The sequence below is a fragment of the Sphingomonas rubra genome, assembly GCF_900115745.1.
In the GTDB taxonomy this organism is placed as follows: domain Bacteria; phylum Pseudomonadota; class Alphaproteobacteria; order Sphingomonadales; family Sphingomonadaceae; genus Sphingomonas; species Sphingomonas rubra.
Genome location: NZ_FOXP01000016.1, coordinates 1 through 20,038 on the forward strand (window position 1 = coordinate 1; position 20,038 = coordinate 20,038).

The following is a 20,038-nucleotide window of genomic DNA, read 5'->3' on the forward strand; positions in this document are numbered from 1 at the left end:
CCGACCGCGGCAGCCAGTACGTGTCGATCAAGTACACCGAGCGCCTCGCCGAAGCCGGCATCGAGCCATCAGTCGGCAGCGTCGGCGACAGCTACGACAACGCCTTGGCCGAGACGATCAACGGCCTCTACAAGGCCGAGGTGATCCACCGGCGCGGGCCGTGGCGCAGCTTCGAAGCGGTCGAGTACGCTACGCTCGAATGGGTGGACTGGTTCAACCATCGCCGGTTGCTCGAACCCATCGGCAACATCCCACCTGCCGAAGCCGAAGACCAATACTATGCTTCCGACGACGTCATCGATATGGCAGCGTGACTCACATCTAACGGCCTCCGGCAAACCCGGCGCGGTTCACAGCGTCCAGCAGGACGAGGCAGAGGGATTGCGGCTGCGCGCCGTGGTGTTCCACGATGCCGAGGACGTCGTCCATCCCGACGAACTGCGCGTGTTCGATGCGCTGGTCGACGATCATGCCGCCGTCCAGTTGCCCGTGCTGCCGCTGATGAAGAAGGGCGCGCGGTTCGTCGGCGGCCACTACGGAGACGAGTTCGCCGAAGCGGCTTGAGCGTTAACTGAGTAAGGTCGGTAATCTCGTTTACACCGAAAGAACGCAATCGATCCGCGCCTTAATCGATCGTCTATCTCGATCCAGCCCCCGCCGACCGGCATATGGCTCTCATGATATCCTGACGCAGTGGGCGTCCGGCAACGGCCGTCATGGGCTCGCTGCCCCAGCTACTCGTTTCAGCGAAAGAGCGGCGATTGGCGACGCCGGCAATGCGCATTGTGCTGGCAGCGCAACTTAGCTCTATTCGCCCATATGCAATCCGGCCAGCCTGGTGCTTCCGCAGCATAACGACATCCGTGCCCGTGTGAAGCCGATTGCGGCGCGCAAGAACGTAGTAGCGTGCCGACGGATCGGACGGCGCCGCGACAAGCGTTCCCGGCAGATCATCCTCTTTTGGTGCAGTTGCCGATGGCCAAGTCTTGGTGAGACGTCGGAGCGGCCGCGCGTCAGGATTAGGCGCTTGCTCGTCTGAGCATCCCGCGCAAGCCAAGATCAGACCTGAAAGCAAATGGAGCATGCGCATCTCGTACGTCGTGCATGCTGCTACTTCCGAGTGCAAGCGAGGGCTGCTTAGAGATCTTAAAAGAGGGGAAGATAGCTCGCCTGAAACGGCTAGAAACCCGATCTTGGCCCGCTGACAATGCACTGGAGCACAACGGGGGTGAGCCGGTCGTAAAAAGGCTACTCGAAAGCACGAAGACGCCCGTTAGAGCGGGGCCGCTAATAAGACGAAATTCCTGTTACCAAGCCATGCTGGATCGCTTCATTCAGCCACGTACCAGGCGAAAGGCTATGGCAATCTGACCAGATGCTGTAGGAACGCAGAGCGTGACCTGGCTTTAAATAGTCGCTCGGCCACGCCGCGTTTCTGATGGACGCGAGGGCCGCTGTCGTTGAGATTTGAGACCTCCCGCGGCAGCGGTCCGGACCCGTTGCTCGCTGTGGATGCGCCGCGAAGGCGATTCGCAGCGAGACGACGGCAGATTGTAACTCGTTTCGGAACCCAAATGAGTAGCCGTTCATCCAGATTAGAGGGTGGGCAATCCTGAATATCACGTTAATGATCTAACTTGTGCGTCGACTGGGCTCGTCGTGCGCGCCTTCTTAGGGAGTGTCTCATGAAAAAAATCTTAGCGACTGCGGCCATCGCGCCGCTCTTCGCATTCGCTGCGCCGGCAAGCGCGACGGTGCTTCTTCCCGGTCAGTCCGGCGTCGCGTTCTCGGCATTCGATGCATCGACCCGCGGCACGCAATTAGGCGTGATCGAGTCCGGGACGACCGGTGCCACGACATACACCGGCTTCCTGCGCAGCGCTGTTTATCAGAACACTCTAGGCACGCTGGACTTCTACTATCAGGTCGCGATCAGCTCGATCAACGCAGGCGATGAGGTGTTCAATCTCACCACGGCTGGCTTCCAGGGCTACACCGTTGACGCGCTGGTCGATGGTACAAATTTCGATGGCGCAGGCATCTTCACTGCGGCGTCCAATCCGAACCTGGATCCAAATGAGCCAGCAGGCTCGACCACGACGGCTTCACGGAACGGAAGTGGCTCGGTCCTTCGTGCTGACTTCGGTCTCAATGGGCTTGAAGCCGCCGGCCAGACCAGTGCGACCTATATTTTCCGGACCAACGCCACGAACTTCAATCTTGGCGGCACCTTTACGACCCAGGACGGTTCGGTCGCGCAGCGTGCGAACTTCCAGCCCGCAGCCGCAGTTCCTGAGCCCGCCACGTGGGCCATGATGGTCTTCGGTTTTGGCGTGGTCGGCTTCGGCATGCGTCGTCGTAAGAGCAAGGTCACGACGAACGTCGCCTACGCCTGAAGACTGCCTTTAGGTGAAGAGGAAGGCCGCTGCCGTGGGGAACGGTGGCGGCTTTCTTGTATCTGCTATGCACGCGACCGCGTAGGCTCACGATATGGATCTGCTCGACAACATCCGCGCCATGCGTGAGGCCGAGCGCCTCACCACGCTACAACAGCCCGGCTTCACCGATGCCATGGGGCTGGGCACAGGCGTCGACATCGGCGGCATGATGGCTGCCGCTGCGATCGAGGATCAGGTATCCGCTGCGATCGGCGAGGCTGCCGGCCCCGACCTGCTCGCCGCCTACCAGCGCACTGACGGCGAGCCGGGCAACCCGGAAGCCGACGCGCTGTTGGCGGAGATCGAGCGGCGTGGGCTGGACATCTGATGTGCAACCATTCGCGGTTCCGCCACGAGCCTTGGACGCGCGACAGCGTGCGAAAAGGCGCTCGGCTGCTCTAGATTAATTCCGCCGCCTTGCGGCTGTCAGAACCGGTTGGCAGCTTGCCTCCATGACCGACCCGATCATTGATCCCGATCTCGTCGAAGACCTCGACGACGAAACGCTACTGCTTTCGATCGACGCTGCGGCAGACGACGATCGGCCTGCCTTTCTGGCCGAAGCATCGAAGCGCGGGCTGGTCGTGTGACGTACACGAATAATCGCCCGGCCGAGCTCCGCGCGCTGGCGGCAGCCGAGCGCGAGAAGGCAGCAGCAGCCACTCTGCCCCGGGTGAAGGAGCAGGCGATCCAGTCGGCCGAAGCTTGGGAGCGAATGGCGGAACTGGCCGAGCGGACGGAGGCCGGACGTGATCGGTGGGCGAGGAAGCCCTTGCATCCAAGCGGAACATGAAGAGAACATGGCCGCTCCCGAATCGGAGCGTCCACATGTCAGACCCCCGCCAGATTATCCGCGAGCGAGCAGCCGAGCGCGGGCTGTCATACACGGCGTTGTCGATCATGGCCGGCCGTGATCTGGAATATGTCGAGCAGTACGTCGAACGAGGAACACCGCGGAAGCTGCCGGAAGAAGAGCGCCGGCTAATAGCCATGGCGCTCGACGTCGACGAGATGCTGCTAGGCGCACGGATGCCGTGGCGGCCGGTCGACGGCGCTGCCGAACACCATGGCTGAGCCAGGGCGCACGACCTTCCTCGCGTTGGCTCTGCTCCACGATGCGATTGAGCGATCCCGGAGCGCACCGCTGAAGCCTGAACCGGGCGTGCGCCTGGCGCTCGCCTACCTGTGGTCGATCACCCTGTCGAAGGATCGCGAGCCGTTCGACAGCATGTGGCGGACGTTGCTGGGGAAGGGGAGACCGGAGGCGGAGCCGGGCCGGGTGACGTGGTGCGGGACGCACTTCGCGACGATCTGCCGCGAGGTGAGGGTGACCCAGGACATGGCGTTCCAGGCGGCACTGGTGAAAGCGCGGGTGGAGATGACACGGGCGGCCAATGATGTACGGTGAGGTTGCGCGGCGCCTTTCCCCTTTCTGTCGCCGCGCCGCGTCTCGTGCTGACGACGTGAGAGCCGCTGCTGTTGTGACGGGACTCCTGGCAGCAGCGGCTCTATCGCGAATGGCTTTCCCGCTCGACTCATGATGAACGGTTGTTCACCTTCTTCCCGTTCAGGGAGAAGGCACATGCGATTCGGGTGGGTGGTGGCTGCGGCCGCTATGGTGAGTGCTGCGCCGGCCAGTGCGGCGACGATCGTCCAGTATGACAGCGAGCAGGGAGCGCTCAGCGGTTTTCAAGGCTTCGACTCTCGTCAAGGAACCTTGAACAAGGTCACTTTGGACATATCGCTCGCCAAATATCGCACGTGGATGGTGGAAAGCCAGGCTGCCGCCGGCACCGTCAAGAGGGTCGACTGGACCGTTGACGGCACCTGGTCGCTAAGTGGCTTCTACCTACGCAGGCCTGAGCCGTTGCTCGTCTCGCTTGTCGGCGCAGGAACCAGCTATGTCACTTTGACGAACGCCAGCGGCGGCCAAGCGTCCGGGTATTTCGATGTCATCGCTCGTGGCGCGACCTCGATCGACCTTGATCCTTCGGGCTTTGTGAACCAGTTCCGTGGCTTCGACGGCTTCGATACCGGATACAATGACCCCACCGGTGCCGACACGACCATTACTGCATCCGGCGCTAATCGTTTCGTTCGCCTGGTTGGATCGTGTTTCTCGTCGAGCGGCGTCGCTTACCCAACCTTCGAAGATTTCTGCGGCACGGCGAACTACCGCCTGACCTACGACTACACGCCCCTCGCCGTTGGCGGTGTGCCCGAGCCCGCCACTTGGGCTATGCTGCTGGTCGGGTTCGGGGCAATCGGGTCAGCGATGCGCCGTCGCAAGCCTGTTACGGCGCTCGCCTGATAGCTCAGTGAACGGTGTGCTGGCCGCCAGCCTTGAGGCTGTGGCCAGCCATCAGCTCGGCGATATTCGTACCCTTCGCAATGCCGGGGAAGCCTGGCATGTACTGACCTGGGATCGGCCGGTATTTGTCGTTGCCCAGGTACAGGTCATCACGGACGGTCTTAAATCCAGTGCGAGGGTTGATCTCATTGACCTTTCCGCGCCAACCGTTGCCGAACGACGAGAAGTTGCAGTCTGCCGGTCGCCCCACACCGAAACGTTGCGTGAAAGCACCCGAGCACTGGCTCTGCCAAATGTCGAAGATCAGCGGATCCCATGCGCCGAACCAGTCGGCGTGCATGGTAGTGCCGGACGGCTCGATCATACCGGGCATCCGATCGCTGGCGACGAACCAGTGCTTGTATTCGGCGTAGCCGTTGACCTTCCATGACGCCTTGATTTGGAACTGCGCGATCGGCGAGTACTTTGGTGGACAGCGGCGATTGGACATGCCGCCGTTGCTGACCGGCCCCTGCGAGTGGCGAGTATGGGCTCGACCGTCGCCTGCTTGTAGATGGATGCGATCCCAACAGTCCGGAAAGTTGATTTCGGCGGTCAGCGTGCCGATGCAATTATTCAGGCGGTCGGAGCCATCTGCATTTAGAAAGCTGCCGCCACCGCTGACAGTCGGACCGCCGTCGTCACGGATGCACTGCCAACCGACGCTTTCGCCCGACTTGGTCCACGCCGAGCCGGTTTCGCGGTTGATCTTGGTGCGATTTCGATCCGACAGATTATAGCCGCCGATGAACCGGAAGCCTCGCGGGTAGGCAATGTTGCCTTCAAGTTCCTTTGTATAATAGGCGACCTGACCGTAAGATGCGACAGCTTGGTTCTTTGAACCATCCATCATCGCCGGTATCCAATAGGCGGAGCGATTGAGCATGCCACCCCCGCAGAAACCATCGCCCTTGGTTCGGAGAGAGAAATACGTGCTGTCGTAGCTTGGGCTACCGTTGCCGAAGAATTGATGCAGGTGCCCCCAGTTCGGTCGATTGAATGCGAGTACCGGATCGGCAAACAAGAACACAGCCGGACCACCACACGTAAACCGCGCCTTTTTATCCGGCGCGTTCGGATTGCCGAGCCCATCAGTCGTCGAAGCCAATTCGCTACGTATCTGGAAGTTGCTTGGGGTAGGCGGCAACTGATACGCGTACGCTGGAACCGGATCGGTGACCGAAGGCGGATCGTACAACTTGCCGTCCGCCGGGAACGTGCCGTCGACCTCTTTGAAGACGGGCTGCTTCGGTAGCGGATAGTTGACCTGTGCCGTCACTATGCTTGATGTCAGCAGCGCTAAAGCTGCAAGAGTGATGCGCTTCATGGAGTACCTCACAGGTAAGCGTAGCCGGCGGCCGGCACGGAGTTGCTGGTGATGGTGACGCGGCTACCCGCCGCATCGGAGGTGGAGCCCAGGGACACCGTGGGCGCGAGCGCGACGCCATCACGACCGGAGATGTCGATGCCACCGACGCCCGTGTCGCCGTTGCCAATCTTCCAGGCACCGCCGACCTTGAGGTGCCATTGGTTGGTGTCAAGATCGAGCGCCTGGATGACGACGGTCGCGCCGAACCGCGCTCCGACCTGACCGCGTTCATCGCCCTGGAAGAACACCTTGTTTACGTCATCGAAGCCGACGCCGAGCTGGTTGTCGGCGAAGCCGATGATGGGCTGCTGGTTGAACGGGTTGCTGCCGGGTGTCAGGAGGCCGAACAGCACGTCGTCGTCGTAGATCTCGATCGTCGTCTCGATCCACCACTTGCCTGATGACTTGGCGATGTTGCCCCGACCGGTGCGAATGGACCGTCCGTAGCCCCGAGCCGTCAATCCGCCGTTCTCGACGGCGTAGGTCGCGCTGTCGGCGTCTGACCAACGGAGGTTGGTGGTGTAGGCTGGCGCGTCGTCGTTCGCGATCGTGCCTTCCGCGTTCGAGGCGCCGACCAGGCCGGGCACGTCGCCGAGCGCGGCATAGCCGGTTGTCCGGACGTTCGAGAGGACGACCTTGAACGTTTCATCCTGCTCGACCGTCGTATCGCCGACGATCTGGACGTAGAGCGTGGCGCTGTCCTGACCGGCGGGGATGGTGACCGTGCCGGTCGTCGCCACGAAATCGGCCGCGCCCGCCGGGTTGGTGCCGATGCCGACCACAGTCCAGTCGGCCTTCTTCTCGTACCCGAGCGCACCGATCGCTGAGACAGGAAACGCGAAGTCCGTCGAGCCGCTGTTCCCTTCCAACACGCTGCCAGCGTCAACGACGTTGAAGGTGGTCGGCGGACTGTTCAGTGTTGCCGAGTAGACTGGCGACTGGAACGAGCCGCGATCAGGAACCACCAGCACCCATTCGGTGAAAAACGGACCGGCAGGCGCGTTGTCCATCAACTCGCTGAGGTCGATGTCGACCTCGCGATCGATACTGTAGCTCTGCCCGTCGAAGTGGGCCTCGGACAGGGTAACGGCCAGCGATGCTGCATCGTTGAACTGTCCGTTGCTTGCGCGGCGGAACGTCACGACCTTACCGATCAACTCGGACGGTGGGATGTTATCAGGAAAGCTCAACCGCATGCGCGGCGGATTGGTGGACTCGTCGCTGTCTGCGCGGGTGTACGTCACTTGCGAACTCGGCGGCGGCGTAGGCGTTGGCGTCGCCGTCGCTGCCTGCACGACTACGTTCACGCTCACCGTCGCGACCACGACACCAGCGACTACCAACTGATTGCGGAAGGTGTAGGTCACGTCATCGTCTGGCGTGAAGCTCGCATCCTCGATGAGCACCGTCGAGCCGAGCAGCCACGCGCGGCGGAGGATCGCCGTGCCGAGGTTCAACACGGCCGCATCAATGCCGACCAGCGGCTCGCCGACTTGCGGCGTGCCGTCGCCTTGGACCGACGGCAGACCATCGAAGCTCGGCGGGATGCCGATGACGATCGGCGGGATCGTGACGGCGCTCGCGACCGCGACCGGGATCGTCGAGCCGTCCTCCGTCAGATAGAGGGTCTGCGACAGGGGTGCCTTCATGCGCCTTCCTCCTGGATGACGGTGGCGGTGATCGCGTGCATGGCCCCGCGGGCCTTGGCGGTCGGATCGATCTGCCGGGTGGACACGGCGGTGATCCGCACCCGCTTGCCGTCCAGCAGGCCCGAGATCGGCAGCGTCATGCGGACGAGCGGAGCGAAGAAGGCCACGTCCAGCCAGCCGTCGCGCTCGCGCACGCCGACCGGGCCGGTGTAGAAGGGGAAGGCGGCAACCGCCTGGCGGCCGGGCTCGGTCTGGCCCGCGATTGATATGGGCTCGGTCACTTGTTCACCACCTTCACGCCGACGCTGTACTGCTTCTCCCGATCGTCCCGGTTCGTAGAGAAGGTGATCTCCACCGGCAGGACGACACCGTTGCCGGCGAAGATCGCGGTACCCTGCATCGCGGGGATGACGCTCAGCTGCGCGTAGAAGACGAGGTCGGCATAGCGCGGCTTCTTGTCGCCCTCGCCGAGCTGGAGCCCGGCCGCAACGGACTCCGCCGGCAGGCCGATGGTGAAGTCGACCACCTCCTCGTCCGGCTGTAGGATGTCGCGCAGGGCCTCGCCCCGCGTCAGGACGGGGTAGATGTCCATCTTGTCGCGCGGGTCCATGCGCCGGGCGAACGTCGGCGCGAGAGCGGGCAGGGCCATAGGCGGCGATCCTTCGTGCCATCGGGTAGGAAATCAGCGCGGCCAGGCGTCGATCAGCAGCTGTCGGCGATCGTCGCAGCGGGCGAGGTTGAACCGACCGTCGCGGATCGTCGCGTCGTCGTCGGCTGCCGAGGCGCTACCGTCGGGCTGGCGGTGCTGCGGTGTCGGTCGGCACGGCGCTAGTGCTGCCGCTGGCGGGCCGGGGATCTGCGGCAAGGTCGGCGTCGAGCGTGTCGACGGCACGCACCCGGTCAGCAGCGCGGCACAGCACGCGGCCAGCATCACTTTTCGCATATTCACGCACCATGTCTCTGGAGTGGATGATGATGGGCTCGCGCGCGGCCTCGCGGCCGACGAGCGCCTTCCCGGCATCGACCTGCTGCTGAAGCCAGCCGGTCTCAGCCTTCGCCGCCGCGGTCGCGGCGTTCGCGTGGTCGAGCTTGCGGTCGGCTTGGCAGGCGGCGAGGTTCGCCTTGTGGCGCGCGCGCAGCTGGTCGAGGCGAGCGCCCCAGAGCCCGAGCGCGATGATCGGCAGCACCGGCCAGAACCGGCGCAGGAGGACGAGCCACGTCATGCTTCGTTGTTCGAGAGCGGCAGGCCTGCCGTCCGCGTCATCTTCACCGCTCCGCCGATCACCGGCACGCCGCGCGGCCAGCGCGAGGCAATGAGGCGCGACTTCGCGATGCGGGTGACCGACACGCAGTTGCCCTGGTTGCCGCCGAGCACATGGTAGGCGGTGTCATCCTCGCCGACGTAGAAGCCGACATGACCGCCGCCCGCCCGGTCGAAGACTAGGATCGCGCCGGGTGCGAGACGAGTGCGCTGGAGCGGCGCACCGTAGGCGGCCCAGCTTTTCGCGCGCGCGGCCAGCTTCACCGGATCGATGCCGGCCACGACGAGGCAGGCCGCCACGAAGCCGCCGCACCATGGCATCTCGTCATCCTTCCAGACGACACCGTTCCAGCGAGCGGCGGTGTTGAGGAAGGCGATCAGCTTGCTGTTGTGGGTCGGCCCCGGCAGCTCGCGCGTTCCAAGTTTCGCCCGCGCAGCGAGCAGCCACGCTGGTTCTTTCGCCATCGGTGTTCTCCTGATTAGGCCGGCTTGTCCGGCTCGGACCCCGGCAACAGCGCGTCGAGCAGCTTGCGCCCGCGCGCCTCGGCGATCTTGATGATGGTGGCGCCAAGCGAGGCGACCGTAATGCCGAGGAACAGCGCAGTGAGCCCGCCAGGGCGCGCCTCAAGCACGACGTAGAAGGTGACGCCGATCGTCAGCACGTCGACGGGCACGCGGACGAACCAGCGCGACACCTTGTCGGACTGGCCGACGATGACCCGCGTCACGATACAGCCGAACAGCGCGCCGATCATGGTCGGCACCTCGAAGGGCATGCCGAAGAAGTGGCGGATGACGGGTTCGCCGGCCTTGGCCGCGCCCGCCGCGAGGATGAGACTGAAGGCCGCTCCCGCCGCCCGCTCGATCACCGGGTGAGAACCACGCCGATCGCGGCGATGAAGCAGAGCACAACGACGAGCGCAGGCCGGGCGAGCTGCGGCATGGTGGCCCACATGTCGACCGGCAGCGGCTCCCGACGCAGCTGCGCGATCAGTGAGCGGCCGGCGAGGACTGCCATGCCGAGCCCGGAGAAGACGAGAACGCCTGCGATCGGATCGAGCAGGGGCGGGACCGCACTTGACCGCGCTATTGCACGGTAGGGCGGGCAATCAGATCGTCCTCATCCAGCGCGGCGCGATCCGCTTCCAGCCCGTGTGCGTGGGCACGACGCTGGTTCACGTCGCGCTGCTCGCCGTTCTTCGCCCGATTGTCCAAGCCCAGCGCCCGGCGCAGCGTCACGATGCGGCGCGCCAGCTTGTCGACGGCGCTGATGCTCTTGATGACGAACGCCGACTTGACCTTCCCCTTCGTCGTGCCGCGCTGTCCAACCGACATGGTCGACAACATCTCCACGTCGGCCATCGTGCGCGCCAGACTGGCCGCGACAATCAGGTCACCCTCGGTCCACTCGGACTTCGGCTTCTCCGCAATCACACTATCCCAGAACGGCATGTCGCCTGGTCGGAGAAAGACGTGATCGGGCGGCGACAGGTCGCGGGCGGCGGCTGCCATCACCTCGACCGCCGCTGCCGCGCTGTCGATGCGGGGACGACGAGCCATTCCGGCCTCCTGGCACTCCCACCCGCCTACCGGCGCCAGAGAGCAAAAACTGTATTAGCAATGTCGTTGTGGGAGCGGTCGGTGTCCGGCCCGGCCCACCCCCGACTTTCGAAGGGGGGGTGTCGGCGTTGCAATCCGGCAACACCCTGCCGGGTCGACTAGGTCGGTTCGGGCTGGTTCCATGGATGGCTGGCGTCGGTCGGCCAGCCATTGCGGTCCACGCCCTTTGCCTTCGGTGCAGCCCTACCGAACTGCTCGCTGGTCACCTCGGCATGGTGACGATCGCAAAGGTTGCGGGTGTTGGCATCCACGTCCTGGCCGCCCTTGGCGAGCGGCACGATATGATCGACCACCGTGGCGAGCGTGGTCAGCCCCTCGGCATCGCACATCTCGCAAAGGCCATCGGTGCGGTCGAGGCGGCGCTGGCGCATCCGTTGGCCCTTGCCGCCACGGATACGGTGATCTGGGCCGCTGCGTTGCCATGCGCTACGATGCGCCGCCATGCCTCAATCCATTGCGCTGCCGTCCCGCTCAGTCACGCCATCGCGTAACGATCAGGGACGAAGTAGGCGGTACGGCTCACCGGCCAACCAGCGCTAACACCTCGATGCCGCTCATGCGGCCAAGCCAAGGTCCGGCTCTGTTCCGGCCTGTACCACGTCCGTTCCGAATAGGTAAGAGGCAATCGTCACGACGAAGCCGCTGCCGAACGACACGCGTGCGTCCTTGTCTCCGCCACGCTCAACGATGCCGGTCATCCCAGCGAAGGCGCCCTTGGTCATGCGCCAGGTGGTGCCCGCCTCGACGCGCTGGCGGGTCGACTTGAGCAGCGACCGACGGAAGCGATCCTCAGCGGCGCGCAGGGGCGCAAGGCTGGCATCTGCGATCACGGGGATAGCGCCGCGATGGCGCATAATGCGGAAGGCAGGGTAGGGGCTCACCGGCAGGTAGCCCGCCTGGATTAGCTCGGCCTTATGCTCGGCACCGACGAACACGAAGGTGGGCGTGATCGCTACATCGAATGACACGACCTCATTGCGGCTTTTGCCTCGCCCCTTGCGGCGCTCAGTGCGCACCGGCGTCCATGCCCGCATACCAGACTCGCGCAGTGACGCCGCCAGCGCCAGCGTCCGCACGCTGGCCGTTGTCAGAATGCACCAGTCGTCCGCCTCTACCGCCCGCCCCATCGCCTCTTCACTCCACCCTAGTATCTATAGAACACATGTAAAACTTGTTCACGCTGCCGAGTATTGAAACCAATCTCGTTCCGTAACAGCTCGTCAACTAGCAGCATCGCATCAGCCGGGTATGACCCCCGACTTCACCATCAACGTCGAGCCGAACAACAATCTGCTTCGAGTGACGATGAAAGGCTTCTTCAAGAAAGAGGACATCGTCCGTCTCGCAAAAGAGCGAGACGCGGCTCATCGGCAATTGACGCCTCATGGCTCGGGCCGATTGTCGCTGGTCGACATACGGGGAATGAACATCCAGTCGCAAGAAAGCGTCCGTCTGTTCCAGGAAGTTCTTTCGGACCCTAAGAAAAGTTCGAAGCGGCTGGCTTTCGTAGCTTCGACTTCTCTTTGCCGCTTGCAGGCCACGCGAGTTGCACAGGGTCGGAACATGCGGATGTTCAGTACCGTCGTAGAAGCGAGGGCTTGGCTCCTCGCCGGGGATGATGCTGGGCACTAGGTAGCCGCGACCTTTCACGGTGCACGGCGAGCCGAACCCCTTACCGACGCCGACCCGCGTGCGGCGTGCCTTTGCCTTCCGCCCCATCATTCCGCTCCAACCTGAAGATCACGGGTGACGTCGGCGCGAGCGACACTTATTCCGCCGCGTTTACAGAGGATTAGTATCGCGCGAACTATTACGGCGACATGCCACTCGATCTCAGCTCCCTCGCCGGTAAGGACAAGCCCGTGCTCAGTCCCGGTGACGATCGCCGAGCGCTGGCCGAGTACCTGCTCGCTCTCGGTCGCTGGTCGGGCGGCACGGCTAGTGCCGCCGAGACGAGCACCGACGCCGACACTCGTTCCTGACCTCCTCCGAGCCAGCGCCGGGGTTGGCGGTGCAACCGCCTGCCGCGGGGCGGTGGTTTGTCTCGACCTCTCCGCACGCCGGACCTGGCTTCTGCGCCGGCCTGCTTCGGTGTTCGGGGTTGTCGAGGCTGGAACCGCCGACGTTGGGGTATTGGGACCCCCCTGAAAGGGGGGGTCCCATACCCCGCGTACGTACGCACGCGCGTGCGCCCGCGCGAGGGACCGCCGCTTTGCCGGGGTTGCCGGACAGTGCCGGACAAGTGGTCCGGCACTCCGGCAAGGGAGGCTGATCGGTCCCGTCACTCGACGATCGCCCACTGCCGAACCTCGACATATTCGACGACCTCACGCTTGTGGTTGGCACGCTCGACAGTGCCGAGAGCGCCGTTCTGACACCACGTCGCGATCATCTTCTCGATGACCTTGGCGTCACCTGGATCGTCCAGCGAGCGGCCGAGAACCTCGGCCACCAGCTTGCCGACCCAACCACGGGCCTTCGGGTGTTTGCGCGCCTCGTCGGGGCGCTCATCCACCAAGCGTTGGACGCTGAGCAGTTGCCGGGCCGACACGCCACCAAACGTGTTCGGTGCTTCCCAGCGCTGCACAGCGCCAATGCTGTCCTCGGGGCCCGTAGCATCCCCGTTACCCAAGCCGACGCCGACGAACTCGTACCACTCGGAACGAGCCGCTGGCGGCGCCTTGTTGTTCTTGTCGTCGTAGACCGAGAAGAAGCCCTTCCGATCGCACTCAGCGATCCCGAACTCCTGGGCAGTCTCTTTGGACATCTTCTGGAAGACCAGCACCGAGCGAGCGGCGTTGATCATCGATACCGCCCCGCGAGCGTCGAAGGCGGAGGCCTCCACGCTCTGCGATTTGCGGACATGATGGGCGAGTGCGACGGCGCAGTTTGCTTCCTGTGCGATGCGCACCCACTCCTTCGACACGGCATCGATCGCGCCGTTGTCGTTCTCGTCGACCGAGTGGCTGGAGACGAACGGATCGACGTCGAGATAGTCGATCCTCCGAGCCTTCAGCTCGGCGATCAATTCTTCGGAAACGGGGCGCTGGAGCGTGACGCCACCGATGCGGTCGGCAACCGCGAGCTTCAATCGGGGTGATGCAAGACTGTCGACGCCATCAATGTAGAGCCGATCGCCCAGGTCATCGGGCGTCAGGTCCCAAAGCTTCATGAAGGCGTGAACGGTCTTCTCGATCTCCTCGATCTCGTCCTCGAGGTTCCACAGCCAGACCCGGTGCGGCCCATTCCAGACGCGGTGGCCGTCTTCCTGGACTCGTTCGAGCGCATGAACATGCTGACGCTTACAGGCCCGGCCTGGTCGATCCTGAGCGAGTTCGTGGATGTGGTGCGCGCAACGGTGCCGTCGAATGACTAGGCGAGCGGCCGCTGGGATAGGGGAAGCGGCCGCTCGCCACACCGCGCTCGTCCGGGAGGGGGGGCGAGGATCCGGTTTAGCAGTTCGCCGGTGCGGTGGAGCCGAGGCATTGGCACGCTGGTCGACACAGGTACCAACAAGCTTTGCTGCTGTCTGTGAGTGGCGCGGGCGATCAGCGAAGTGTAAAAGGCAGGGCGCTGCGACAGATCTGCCGCAGCGCCCCAAGTCCGGGCCTGTCTCATTTCGAGGGAGACGGACGGGTAGCTTGATCGCCCCAAAATGGGACAATGTCATTGCCCTGGATTGCAGCCGTGCATTTTGCGGGATGAGCCGTTCTGTGGCGTGGGGCGCGCTGAGAGCGTCCCGTCCTCGACGTTCGCTGCGGCCGCCGACGATGCATGCTACGCCGACCTCATGCGACAGATACTCGTCGACGTGCTCAGCGCACCAGGGCGCTTGCTTGCTTGGTCCCGACCTATCGCAGAGGTACAGCGGCCCGCCCGGCGCTCGCATCCGAATGGTGGACGCTGCCACAATTGCGGAGCCCGCGCGCCGTTCGACTCCACCGAATGTGACGACTGCTGGATCGACCAGCTTTGATCCGATGGGTGTGGGTTTTAACCCCTGCTCCAGCCTCCCGCCGCCAGGCTTGTGGTCTAGCCGCATCGGGGTAGTCTGCGCGGATCGCGGGCAGGGAGAGGGAGTGAGTCGATGGCGCAGACGCCAAACGATGTACTGGAAACGGTGCTCGACCTCGCCAAGGGTTTCGCCGTCCTCTCGCGCAGCAGTGCCTCGAGCCTGTCCGGCGAGGACGCGTTCACTCTTCAAGCGCTCATGCAGCGTCTCATGGAGCGCGCAGAACGGTGCGATTGGGATGAGACGTTGGACATCATCCGAGATGCCGAACGTGCGGTCGGCCGGCGGACGTCGCCCAGGTAGCGGTCTAGCGGATGATACTCGCACTCGATTGACGCACAGACGGAGTCGAGTGCAGCTTACGGATGGCAACACCATCACCCTGCCGTCCGGTCCGTACGTAGGTGGTCGACAGGGAAATCAAAAAAATCGTTGGGGGTAACGGCGCCATCAGTTGCGACGACGATGGCTTTCATTAGGTCCGATGTTGGACGCTGTTTGCGTTTGGCATGACGCTCAACGGTGCGCGCGTGCCTCGTACCGATTCGACGGGCGAACTCCGTATAGCTAAGCGCATTCTCGCGAAGGTAATCAGCTAATTGCATGTCAGGCAGTTAGCCGTTTCAGCTAACAAGGGCAAGACGTATGAATGCTGATGACGCCCTGGCTGCCGCGTATGCTGAACTTGGCAGCGAGGCCGAGCCTGGACCTTTTTCCAGAGCTATCCGTATTCGTTTAGGATTATCGTTGAAAGATGTTGCAGCTCGGCTCAATAATGGCACGCATTTCACAACAATATCTAAACTAGAGAAGGGGAAGATGCTCTTCACGTATGATTGGGCGCGCCAGCTAGCGACTGTTTATGGCATAACGGCTGGCGTCCTTCATATGCCGTATGAAGCGATGAACTCGGCAAAGCGGATACCGGTGTTTGTATCGCTCGATGACGTCGTAAACAGAGGAGAAAGCGCTGCTGATCATTATGCGGCCTTAGTGACTGCTGCAGATGATCTGTTTGGGTTCATTATTAGGGGCACGCCAGATATTGCATCGCCCGTGGTTATCTACACGGCAATAATAGATCCTAAGCGGTCGAGACTAGTATCTGGTAACACGTATCTGTTTGTAATGAACGAATCAGATGAAGGGTTGGTTGGAATATACAAGGCTGACGACCTGCATAGTTACATCATACCTTGGCCTAGGGCAGGCGATCCGGTGTTTTTGGAGGCTGCGCCGGCACCTCGTGTGCTTGGCCTCGTAGTGGAGCTGCAGCGCACAATGGCTAGCCGAAATCGCTAATTGTGCTTGTCGGAGTTAGCCGAAACGGCTAACTGGTGTTCATCACCTGAGCACCCCCGTGGTCGTCAGACGGTGATCGCAGGCCCGTAAAGCACGCTCGGTTCGCCAGCCTCTGCCGCACTCCTGCGCCCTCGCAGGAGATGCACCATGGCTACGCAGCTACAGCACGCCGACTTTCCGATGACCCCGCTACCAGCGAGCACGTGGGGCAGGGCGCCGGGACAACCCGTTAGACCTAACATCCGTATCGCCTTTTCCGCCAGTCCTGCCGTCCTTGCGGTACGCGACAAGGCCGCCGACACACCGGACGCGGTTAAGACGCTCGACGAGATCGCGGCTACCCACGTGCCGTTTCGCGCGCTGCTCGCCGAGCGGAACGCGCTGGTCGACCATCTCGACTCTCAGGCTACGTCCCCGGACGAGGCAAGGGACACCATCCTGTGTTCGGCGATCAACAACGTCGAGAACCTGATCCTCGGTGGTGTCTCCCACACGCCCGATGACACGATCGTCCGCCTCATCGCTTTGGCCCAAGTCGCAGCCGAGGGTCACGAGGTCGACGACGTCACCGCTGCTCGCGGGATCAAGGACGCCCAGCGCCACTTCGGTATCGGCTACCTGCACGAGGGCCTGCGTGACGAGCAGCCCCTAGGAGCGACGAGTGCGGCCTCTGCCACGGCTTGGCAGTCCGCCTACGACCTCTACTGCATCAAGCGCGCCGAGCGTCGGTCGCACGAAGCCGCCGTGGTGAAGCCCGCCTATGCCAGATACGAAGCGGTGCGAGCACAATGGCCTGCCGATCTGGTGATCAGCGGCAACCCGGAGGCGCAAGCTGCGCTCGACGCTGTCGACTATGACGCCGCCGAGGATCGTTTCGACGAGTTGGTGATGATCGAGCACGCGGCGCTTATGTCGCTGCTGCTGACGCCTGTACCAGGCGCAAGCGAGTTGGCGACGAAGTTGAGCATCTTCGTGGCGGAGGAAGGCTGGGACTTTAAATCAGCCGAAGCGAACCTGATCATGCGCGACGACGCGCGACGTCTGGCTGGCCACGGTGCCGTTCAACAGGACGCCGCTTTGCTGGCTGCCTTCAAGGCGCGCCGTGCTGAATCGGCCTTCTGGCTCGACAATGGTACAACGCCTGTAACGGACCAGATCGAGGAACGCTCGAACGAGATCGTCCGCGATGCTGAGGCGATGTTGTTCGGCACGCAGGCTACGTCGATTGAGGGCGTGATCGCGAAGCTACGCGCTCTCTTTCCGTACTTCAGCCAGCAGCCCTATTCCGAGCGCGCGCCGGTCGATCCTTCTCATTCCGGCTTCCGCGAGGGCCTGAAGGAGGATGGCGGCAATGAGCAGGTGCTGTGGGCCTGCATCGAGGACCTCGCTCGCATCAGCGGCGTCAACCTTGCGGAGCAGGGGGCATGAACGGCCTGTTCCGCGCCACTGACGGCTTCTTCCCCGTCGCTGACATCAAGTCCGTCCAGCATGTCGATGCTCGGCCGGGACGCGCTGAGCACTATGTCGTGCGTCGGCATTCCTCCGAAGCCGCGATCGACCTGTCCACGTGGGACATGGTCGATCTGTCTCGGCGTCCGATACAGCTCGTGCCGGTCGAGCCGGGGACCAAGCTGATAGTGGTTTACGTCGACCACGAGGGTGCTTTTGCCGACACGCTGCCCCTCATCTCCTGGGCGCTATGTCTCGACGGGTTTGTGCGTCCCGTTATGCCTGCTGGCGTGAGGCGCGGGTACAGCGAGCACGGCCGCCAAGCATACTGCTACCACCCCGACTACGTTCAGATGCCAGACGGCGGCATATACGAATATGGCTACGAGGCTGAGCCTGAGCGCCTCGACACAATCGAGGCAGTCCTCGCCAAAGAAGCGAGTCGATACGAGATGTTCGCGGCTGAACGTCAAGATCATGGCGGCGTTGCGAACGGTGAGACGGCCCAATGACCCGCGATCAGGCCGCTTCGCTCACCAGCGGTCATGGTATGGCCGCTACACCGACCTTCTTCAAAACGGCCATGCCGTACCTCTACCAGCGGGTGGAAGTCGCCGGCCGCAAGCACGCCTACCTGCCGCTGAACCGCGACTATGTGCCGCTTGGCTTTCGGCGCGCAGACGGGTTCGTGAAGTACGAAGAGGTGGCGGAGCGACATGCCGTCTACTTCAGCCGAGATCCGGCGCTGCTCGACGACGTATGGTGGAACGTCCGCGACGGTAGCCTCTGGCTATACGACGACAGCGCGGCGAGCCGCTTCACATATTTCGCGCGGCTGGAGAAGCTGATGCTCCGGCAGATGGCGATGGTAGCATGACCTGCGCGACCTGCCGCCACTGGGATCGGTATGCCGAGAGCGACATCTCCAAGAAGCTCGGCGACTGTCGGTTCAACCCGCCGGTCATCAACGACGTCCTGCTCGCCCGCGTGATGCCCGGCATGGGTGTGTCAATGTCCGAGTACAACGACATCGAATGCGACATCTACGTCGCCAGCGCTTTCCCGGTCACGCATGAAGATAGTGAGTGTGGTCGCTGGGATAGCGGAGCGCCGCTATGAACGACTGCTTTGAACCCCGTTGTGCCACGTGCCGCCATTGGAACCGACAGGGGCCACAGATCGCGAACGCAACGCGCGATCCCGGTGTTCCGGTGGAGGAGGGCACGTGTCAGGCTCACGCGCCGGTCCTGATACACCTTGAAGCAAGGCTAGGAACCGCGTTGGCCAGCTGGCCGGTCCCGCTGTTCCCGCGCACGCACGAAAGCCGAACGTGCGGTGAGTGGACACCGCATAGCAGCGGCGGTGGTGACGATGGCGAGCGGATCATCGTCTTTCCGCTAGACCGATCGACGCGACGGGTAGCGGCATGATGCTGCTACCCGTCCGGTCATCAGCTCGGCTGCGCGCCGCTCTCGACTTCGGCGTCGCCGCCTTCGGTCGGAACCGTTCTGGTGCCGCCGGCCGCTTCGTCCTCTTCGCTGAGCGCGGCCGCTTCGGCGTAGCCGGCGGTCTCGTCGGCGATGCCCGCATCGGTGGACTGCTGGGCGGTCTTTCCGAAGTCGGACGGGTTCGGCTCGGACGGCGTCGTGTCAGGCATGTCTCTCTCCTTCGTGGCTCGCATCAACGTTCCACGTCTCACCTCGGAGCCATCGATGCCCGCTGATCTTCCCCCTCCGTTCGTCTGCCAGGTCGTGCGCGTCCACGATGGCGATGGCCCGCTGTGGTGCCGCTCGGGCGAGAAGGTGAGGGTGGCTGGCATCCAGGCGCCGGATTTCGCCAACGCTGCCCCGTGCCGCCGGCCCGCTGCTCGGCGCGCCGCCTATACCTGCGACGATGCCGCAGCGACGCGCAGCCGCCGCGTGGTCGAGCGCCTGACGCTGAACCAGCGCCTGACCTGCCGGCCGGTCGACCGATCCTACAGGCGCATCGTGGCGCGCTGCACGCTGCCCGACGGCCGTTCGCTGTCCTGCGCGACGATCGCTGCGGGAGCCGCCAACCGCTGGAACACCTACTGGCGCCGCTACCGAATGGGAGAGTGTCGATGATCGAACGTCAGGGCCTCTACGACCTCGCCGAGGCGCTTGCGCGACTCGCGGTGAAGCGGGACATTGCCGCCGCGCGAAAGGAACGGATTAATGCGGACGCTTCTTTACGCCCGGTATTCCAGCCAGCTCCTGAGGTGGCCCCCTAAATGACCTGACAGGATCTCGCTCTTGGATAAGAGTGAGGCATATGACTGACGGTACGACCAGGCGTTACAATGACGGCGAGGTCCTTTCCGGTGTTCAGCGCCGGAGGCGATGGACACCGGAAGAGAAGGTCCGGATCGTCGAGGAGACGTATTTGCCCGGCATGAGCGTGTCGCTCGTCGCCCGGCAGCATGGCATCAGCGGCAGCCAGGTCTTCACGTGGCGCAGGCTGATGAACCAGGGCGCGTTGACCGCCGCGGCAGCCGGCGAGGAAGTGGTGCCGGCGTCCGAGTACCGCGCCTTAGAGACGCAGGTGCGCGAGCTGCAACGGCTGCTGGG

The 20,038-nt window shown here is 63.5% G+C and carries 33 protein-coding genes; 20 read left to right on the top strand and 13 right to left on the bottom strand.

The genetic code is table 11. The features are described 5' to 3' along the window. From BM145_RS15015 to BM145_RS16470, 8 genes are all read left to right on the top strand, one after another. On the top strand, positions 1–314 hold a 314-nt coding region (locus tag BM145_RS15015), incomplete at its 5' end, for an integrase core domain-containing protein (protein ID WP_143090203.1). Positions 315–381: 67 nt separating this feature from the next. Then, positions 382–564, top strand: a complete 183-nt coding sequence (locus tag BM145_RS16465; RefSeq protein WP_245739400.1) for a glycosyltransferase family 2 protein — start codon at positions 382–384, stop codon at positions 562–564. Between the two features lie 1,121 nt (positions 565–1,685). Then, the gene (locus BM145_RS15025; RefSeq protein WP_093334462.1) at positions 1,686–2,396 is read left to right on the top strand and encodes a PEPxxWA-CTERM sorting domain-containing protein; all 711 of its coding nucleotides are present in this window, start codon (positions 1,686–1,688) and stop codon (positions 2,394–2,396) included. 94 nt (positions 2,397–2,490) lie between these two features. Further along, positions 2,491–2,766 (top strand): hypothetical protein, encoded by a 276-nt coding sequence (locus BM145_RS15030; protein ID WP_093334463.1) that lies wholly within the window; start codon positions 2,491–2,493, stop codon positions 2,764–2,766. A 124-nt stretch (positions 2,767–2,890) separates the two neighbouring features. Beyond that, positions 2,891–3,028 carry a hypothetical protein gene (locus BM145_RS16140; protein WP_177200235.1) on the top strand — a complete coding sequence of 46 codons (138 nt, stop codon included), beginning with the start codon at positions 2,891–2,893 and terminating at the stop codon, positions 3,026–3,028. A 238-nt stretch (positions 3,029–3,266) separates the two neighbouring features. Next, positions 3,267–3,512 (top strand): hypothetical protein, encoded by a 246-nt coding sequence (locus BM145_RS15035; RefSeq protein WP_093334464.1) that lies wholly within the window; start codon positions 3,267–3,269, stop codon positions 3,510–3,512. Between the two features lie 25 nt (positions 3,513–3,537). After that, positions 3,538–3,846 (top strand): hypothetical protein, encoded by a 309-nt coding sequence (locus tag BM145_RS15040; RefSeq protein WP_143090205.1) that lies wholly within the window; start codon positions 3,538–3,540, stop codon positions 3,844–3,846. A 174-nt stretch (positions 3,847–4,020) separates the two neighbouring features. After that, positions 4,021–4,749: a PEPxxWA-CTERM sorting domain-containing protein gene (locus tag BM145_RS16470; RefSeq protein WP_245739401.1), complete on the top strand. Its 729-nt coding sequence runs from the start codon at positions 4,021–4,023 to the stop codon at positions 4,747–4,749. Between the two features lie 4 nt (positions 4,750–4,753). Here the strand turns inward: BM145_RS16470 and BM145_RS15050 are convergent, their stop codons facing one another. The 11 genes from BM145_RS15050 to BM145_RS15095 all read right to left on the bottom strand — a co-directional run bounded on the left by BM145_RS15050 (position 4,754) and on the right by BM145_RS15095 (position 11,814). Next, the gene (locus BM145_RS15050; protein ID WP_093334466.1) at positions 4,754–6,115 is read right to left on the bottom strand and encodes a DUF1996 domain-containing protein; all 1,362 of its coding nucleotides are present in this window, start codon (positions 6,113–6,115) and stop codon (positions 4,754–4,756) included. 8 nt (positions 6,116–6,123) lie between these two features. Continuing rightward, positions 6,124–7,806, bottom strand: a complete 1,683-nt coding sequence (locus BM145_RS15055) for a Calx-beta domain-containing protein (RefSeq protein ID WP_093334467.1) — start codon at positions 7,804–7,806, stop codon at positions 6,124–6,126. Then, positions 7,803–8,087, bottom strand: coding sequence for a hypothetical protein (locus BM145_RS15060; RefSeq protein ID WP_093334468.1), 285 nt, complete (start codon positions 8,085–8,087; stop codon positions 7,803–7,805). The genes BM145_RS15055 and BM145_RS15060 overlap by 4 nt, the downstream gene beginning before the upstream one ends. Next, a complete protein-coding gene (locus BM145_RS15065; protein ID WP_093334469.1) occupies positions 8,084–8,455 on the bottom strand; it encodes a hypothetical protein in 372 nt (123 codons plus the stop codon). The genes BM145_RS15060 and BM145_RS15065 overlap by 4 nt, the downstream gene beginning before the upstream one ends. Positions 8,456–8,591: 136 nt before the next feature. Continuing rightward, complete coding sequence (locus tag BM145_RS15070; RefSeq protein WP_093334470.1) at positions 8,592–9,029, bottom strand: hypothetical protein; 438 nt, start codon at positions 9,027–9,029, stop codon at positions 8,592–8,594. Beyond that, positions 9,026–9,532 (bottom strand): TIGR02594 family protein, encoded by a 507-nt coding sequence (locus BM145_RS15075; protein WP_093334471.1) that lies wholly within the window; start codon positions 9,530–9,532, stop codon positions 9,026–9,028. Before BM145_RS15075 ends, BM145_RS15070 begins: the two co-directional genes overlap by 4 nt. A gap of 14 nt (positions 9,533–9,546) precedes the next feature. Continuing rightward, entirely contained in the window at positions 9,547–9,936 is a 390-nt protein-coding gene (locus tag BM145_RS15080) for a hypothetical protein (RefSeq protein ID WP_093334472.1), read from the bottom strand. Next, positions 9,933–10,085: a hypothetical protein gene (locus BM145_RS16145; protein ID WP_177200236.1), complete on the bottom strand. Its 153-nt coding sequence runs from the start codon at positions 10,083–10,085 to the stop codon at positions 9,933–9,935. Before BM145_RS16145 ends, BM145_RS15080 begins: the two co-directional genes overlap by 4 nt. 68 nt (positions 10,086–10,153) lie before the next feature. Further along, positions 10,154–10,627: a terminase small subunit gene (locus BM145_RS15085; RefSeq protein ID WP_143090206.1), complete on the bottom strand. Its 474-nt coding sequence runs from the start codon at positions 10,625–10,627 to the stop codon at positions 10,154–10,156. Between the two features lie 158 nt (positions 10,628–10,785). Further along, positions 10,786–11,130 carry an HNH endonuclease gene (locus tag BM145_RS15090; protein ID WP_245739402.1) on the bottom strand — a complete coding sequence of 115 codons (345 nt, stop codon included), beginning with the start codon at positions 11,128–11,130 and terminating at the stop codon, positions 10,786–10,788. A gap of 111 nt (positions 11,131–11,241) precedes the next feature. Next, positions 11,242–11,814 (bottom strand): hypothetical protein, encoded by a 573-nt coding sequence (locus BM145_RS15095; RefSeq protein WP_093334474.1) that lies wholly within the window; start codon positions 11,812–11,814, stop codon positions 11,242–11,244. Between the two features lie 121 nt (positions 11,815–11,935). On the opposite strand from BM145_RS15095, the gene BM145_RS15805 reads away from it, so the two are divergent. After that, a complete protein-coding gene (locus tag BM145_RS15805; RefSeq protein WP_143090208.1) occupies positions 11,936–12,319 on the top strand; it encodes a hypothetical protein in 384 nt (127 codons plus the stop codon). A 188-nt stretch (positions 12,320–12,507) separates the two neighbouring features. After that, on the top strand, positions 12,508–12,669 hold the full coding sequence (locus tag BM145_RS16150; RefSeq protein ID WP_177200237.1) for a hypothetical protein: 162 nt from the start codon (positions 12,508–12,510) through the stop codon (positions 12,667–12,669). A gap of 299 nt (positions 12,670–12,968) precedes the next feature. Here BM145_RS16150 and BM145_RS16155 read toward each other — a convergent pair whose 3' ends face one another. Beyond that, positions 12,969–13,913: an AAA family ATPase gene (locus tag BM145_RS16155; protein ID WP_245739403.1), complete on the bottom strand. Its 945-nt coding sequence runs from the start codon at positions 13,911–13,913 to the stop codon at positions 12,969–12,971. Between BM145_RS16155 and BM145_RS16475 the strand changes: the two genes are divergently transcribed. From BM145_RS16475 to BM145_RS15125, 7 genes are all read left to right on the top strand, one after another. Next, positions 13,866–14,063, top strand: coding sequence for a hypothetical protein (locus BM145_RS16475; protein WP_245739404.1), 198 nt, complete (start codon positions 13,866–13,868; stop codon positions 14,061–14,063). The two genes, BM145_RS16155 and BM145_RS16475, sit on opposite strands and share 48 nt — an antisense overlap. Positions 14,064–14,774: 711 nt before the next feature. Beyond that, the gene (locus BM145_RS16160) at positions 14,775–15,002 is read left to right on the top strand and encodes a hypothetical protein (protein WP_177200239.1); all 228 of its coding nucleotides are present in this window, start codon (positions 14,775–14,777) and stop codon (positions 15,000–15,002) included. A gap of 342 nt (positions 15,003–15,344) precedes the next feature. Next, positions 15,345–16,001 (top strand): helix-turn-helix domain-containing protein, encoded by a 657-nt coding sequence (locus tag BM145_RS15105; protein ID WP_093334476.1) that lies wholly within the window; start codon positions 15,345–15,347, stop codon positions 15,999–16,001. 147 nt (positions 16,002–16,148) lie between these two features. Next, positions 16,149–17,429, top strand: a complete 1,281-nt coding sequence (locus tag BM145_RS15110; protein ID WP_093334477.1) for a hypothetical protein — start codon at positions 16,149–16,151, stop codon at positions 17,427–17,429. Further along, on the top strand, positions 17,426–17,962 hold the full coding sequence (locus tag BM145_RS15115; protein WP_093334478.1) for a hypothetical protein: 537 nt from the start codon (positions 17,426–17,428) through the stop codon (positions 17,960–17,962). Before BM145_RS15110 ends, BM145_RS15115 begins: the two co-directional genes overlap by 4 nt. Then, positions 17,959–18,327, top strand: coding sequence for a hypothetical protein (locus tag BM145_RS15120; protein ID WP_143090209.1), 369 nt, complete (start codon positions 17,959–17,961; stop codon positions 18,325–18,327). Before BM145_RS15115 ends, BM145_RS15120 begins: the two co-directional genes overlap by 4 nt. Then, entirely contained in the window at positions 18,324–18,569 is a 246-nt protein-coding gene (locus tag BM145_RS15125) for a hypothetical protein (protein ID WP_093334480.1), read from the top strand. Before BM145_RS15120 ends, BM145_RS15125 begins: the two co-directional genes overlap by 4 nt. Before the next feature lie 331 nt (positions 18,570–18,900). Here BM145_RS15125 and BM145_RS15130 read toward each other — a convergent pair whose 3' ends face one another. Next, on the bottom strand, positions 18,901–19,107 hold the full coding sequence (locus BM145_RS15130; protein ID WP_093334481.1) for a hypothetical protein: 207 nt from the start codon (positions 19,105–19,107) through the stop codon (positions 18,901–18,903). Between the two features lie 55 nt (positions 19,108–19,162). On the opposite strand from BM145_RS15130, the gene BM145_RS15135 reads away from it, so the two are divergent. The 3 genes from BM145_RS15135 to BM145_RS15140 all read left to right on the top strand — a co-directional run. Then, complete coding sequence (locus BM145_RS15135) at positions 19,163–19,555, top strand: thermonuclease family protein (protein ID WP_093334482.1); 393 nt, start codon at positions 19,163–19,165, stop codon at positions 19,553–19,555. Beyond that, positions 19,552–19,701 (top strand): hypothetical protein, encoded by a 150-nt coding sequence (locus BM145_RS16165; RefSeq protein ID WP_177200240.1) that lies wholly within the window; start codon positions 19,552–19,554, stop codon positions 19,699–19,701. Before BM145_RS15135 ends, BM145_RS16165 begins: the two co-directional genes overlap by 4 nt. A 41-nt stretch (positions 19,702–19,742) precedes the next feature. Then, positions 19,743–20,038 (top strand): transposase (locus tag BM145_RS15140; protein ID WP_143090210.1); only part of this gene is annotated, 296 nt, incomplete at its 3' end.

Excerpts from the sequence above, each read along its gene's own strand:
- BM145_RS15025 (WP_093334462.1), top strand. The coding sequence starts at position 1,686 with ATGAAAAAAATCTTAGCGACTGCGGCCATCGCGCCGCTCTTCGCATTC.
- BM145_RS15030 (WP_093334463.1), top strand. The coding sequence starts at position 2,491 with ATGGATCTGCTCGACAACATCCGCGCCATGCGTGAGGCCGAGCGCCTC.
- BM145_RS16140 (WP_177200235.1), top strand. The coding sequence starts at position 2,891 with ATGACCGACCCGATCATTGATCCCGATCTCGTCGAAGACCTCGACGAC.
- BM145_RS15035 (WP_093334464.1), top strand. The coding sequence starts at position 3,267 with ATGTCAGACCCCCGCCAGATTATCCGCGAGCGAGCAGCCGAGCGCGGG.
- BM145_RS16470 (WP_245739401.1), top strand. The coding sequence starts at position 4,021 with ATGCGATTCGGGTGGGTGGTGGCTGCGGCCGCTATGGTGAGTGCTGCG.
- BM145_RS15050 (WP_093334466.1), bottom strand. The coding sequence starts at position 6,115 with ATGAAGCGCATCACTCTTGCAGCTTTAGCGCTGCTGACATCAAGCATA.
- BM145_RS15055 (WP_093334467.1), bottom strand. The coding sequence starts at position 7,806 with ATGAAGGCACCCCTGTCGCAGACCCTCTATCTGACGGAGGACGGCTCG.
- BM145_RS15065 (WP_093334469.1), bottom strand. The coding sequence starts at position 8,455 with ATGGCCCTGCCCGCTCTCGCGCCGACGTTCGCCCGGCGCATGGACCCG.
- BM145_RS15070 (WP_093334470.1), bottom strand. The coding sequence starts at position 9,029 with ATGACGTGGCTCGTCCTCCTGCGCCGGTTCTGGCCGGTGCTGCCGATC.
- BM145_RS15075 (WP_093334471.1), bottom strand. The coding sequence starts at position 9,532 with ATGGCGAAAGAACCAGCGTGGCTGCTCGCTGCGCGGGCGAAACTTGGA.
- BM145_RS16145 (WP_177200236.1), bottom strand. The coding sequence starts at position 10,085 with ATGGCAGTCCTCGCCGGCCGCTCACTGATCGCGCAGCTGCGTCGGGAG.
- BM145_RS15085 (WP_143090206.1), bottom strand. The coding sequence starts at position 10,627 with ATGGCTCGTCGTCCCCGCATCGACAGCGCGGCAGCGGCGGTCGAGGTG.
- BM145_RS15090 (WP_245739402.1), bottom strand. The coding sequence starts at position 11,130 with ATGGCGGCGCATCGTAGCGCATGGCAACGCAGCGGCCCAGATCACCGT.
- BM145_RS15095 (WP_093334474.1), bottom strand. The coding sequence starts at position 11,814 with ATGGGGCGGGCGGTAGAGGCGGACGACTGGTGCATTCTGACAACGGCC.
- BM145_RS15805 (WP_143090208.1), top strand. The coding sequence starts at position 11,936 with ATGACCCCCGACTTCACCATCAACGTCGAGCCGAACAACAATCTGCTT.
- BM145_RS16150 (WP_177200237.1), top strand. The coding sequence starts at position 12,508 with ATGCCACTCGATCTCAGCTCCCTCGCCGGTAAGGACAAGCCCGTGCTC.
- BM145_RS16160 (WP_177200239.1), top strand. The coding sequence starts at position 14,775 with ATGGCGCAGACGCCAAACGATGTACTGGAAACGGTGCTCGACCTCGCC.
- BM145_RS15105 (WP_093334476.1), top strand. The coding sequence starts at position 15,345 with ATGAATGCTGATGACGCCCTGGCTGCCGCGTATGCTGAACTTGGCAGC.
- BM145_RS15110 (WP_093334477.1), top strand. The coding sequence starts at position 16,149 with ATGGCTACGCAGCTACAGCACGCCGACTTTCCGATGACCCCGCTACCA.
- BM145_RS15115 (WP_093334478.1), top strand. The coding sequence starts at position 17,426 with ATGAACGGCCTGTTCCGCGCCACTGACGGCTTCTTCCCCGTCGCTGAC.
- BM145_RS15120 (WP_143090209.1), top strand. The coding sequence starts at position 17,959 with ATGACCCGCGATCAGGCCGCTTCGCTCACCAGCGGTCATGGTATGGCC.
- BM145_RS15125 (WP_093334480.1), top strand. The coding sequence starts at position 18,324 with ATGACCTGCGCGACCTGCCGCCACTGGGATCGGTATGCCGAGAGCGAC.
- BM145_RS15130 (WP_093334481.1), bottom strand. The coding sequence starts at position 19,107 with ATGCCTGACACGACGCCGTCCGAGCCGAACCCGTCCGACTTCGGAAAG.
- BM145_RS15135 (WP_093334482.1), top strand. The coding sequence starts at position 19,163 with ATGCCCGCTGATCTTCCCCCTCCGTTCGTCTGCCAGGTCGTGCGCGTC.
- BM145_RS16165 (WP_177200240.1), top strand. The coding sequence starts at position 19,552 with ATGATCGAACGTCAGGGCCTCTACGACCTCGCCGAGGCGCTTGCGCGA.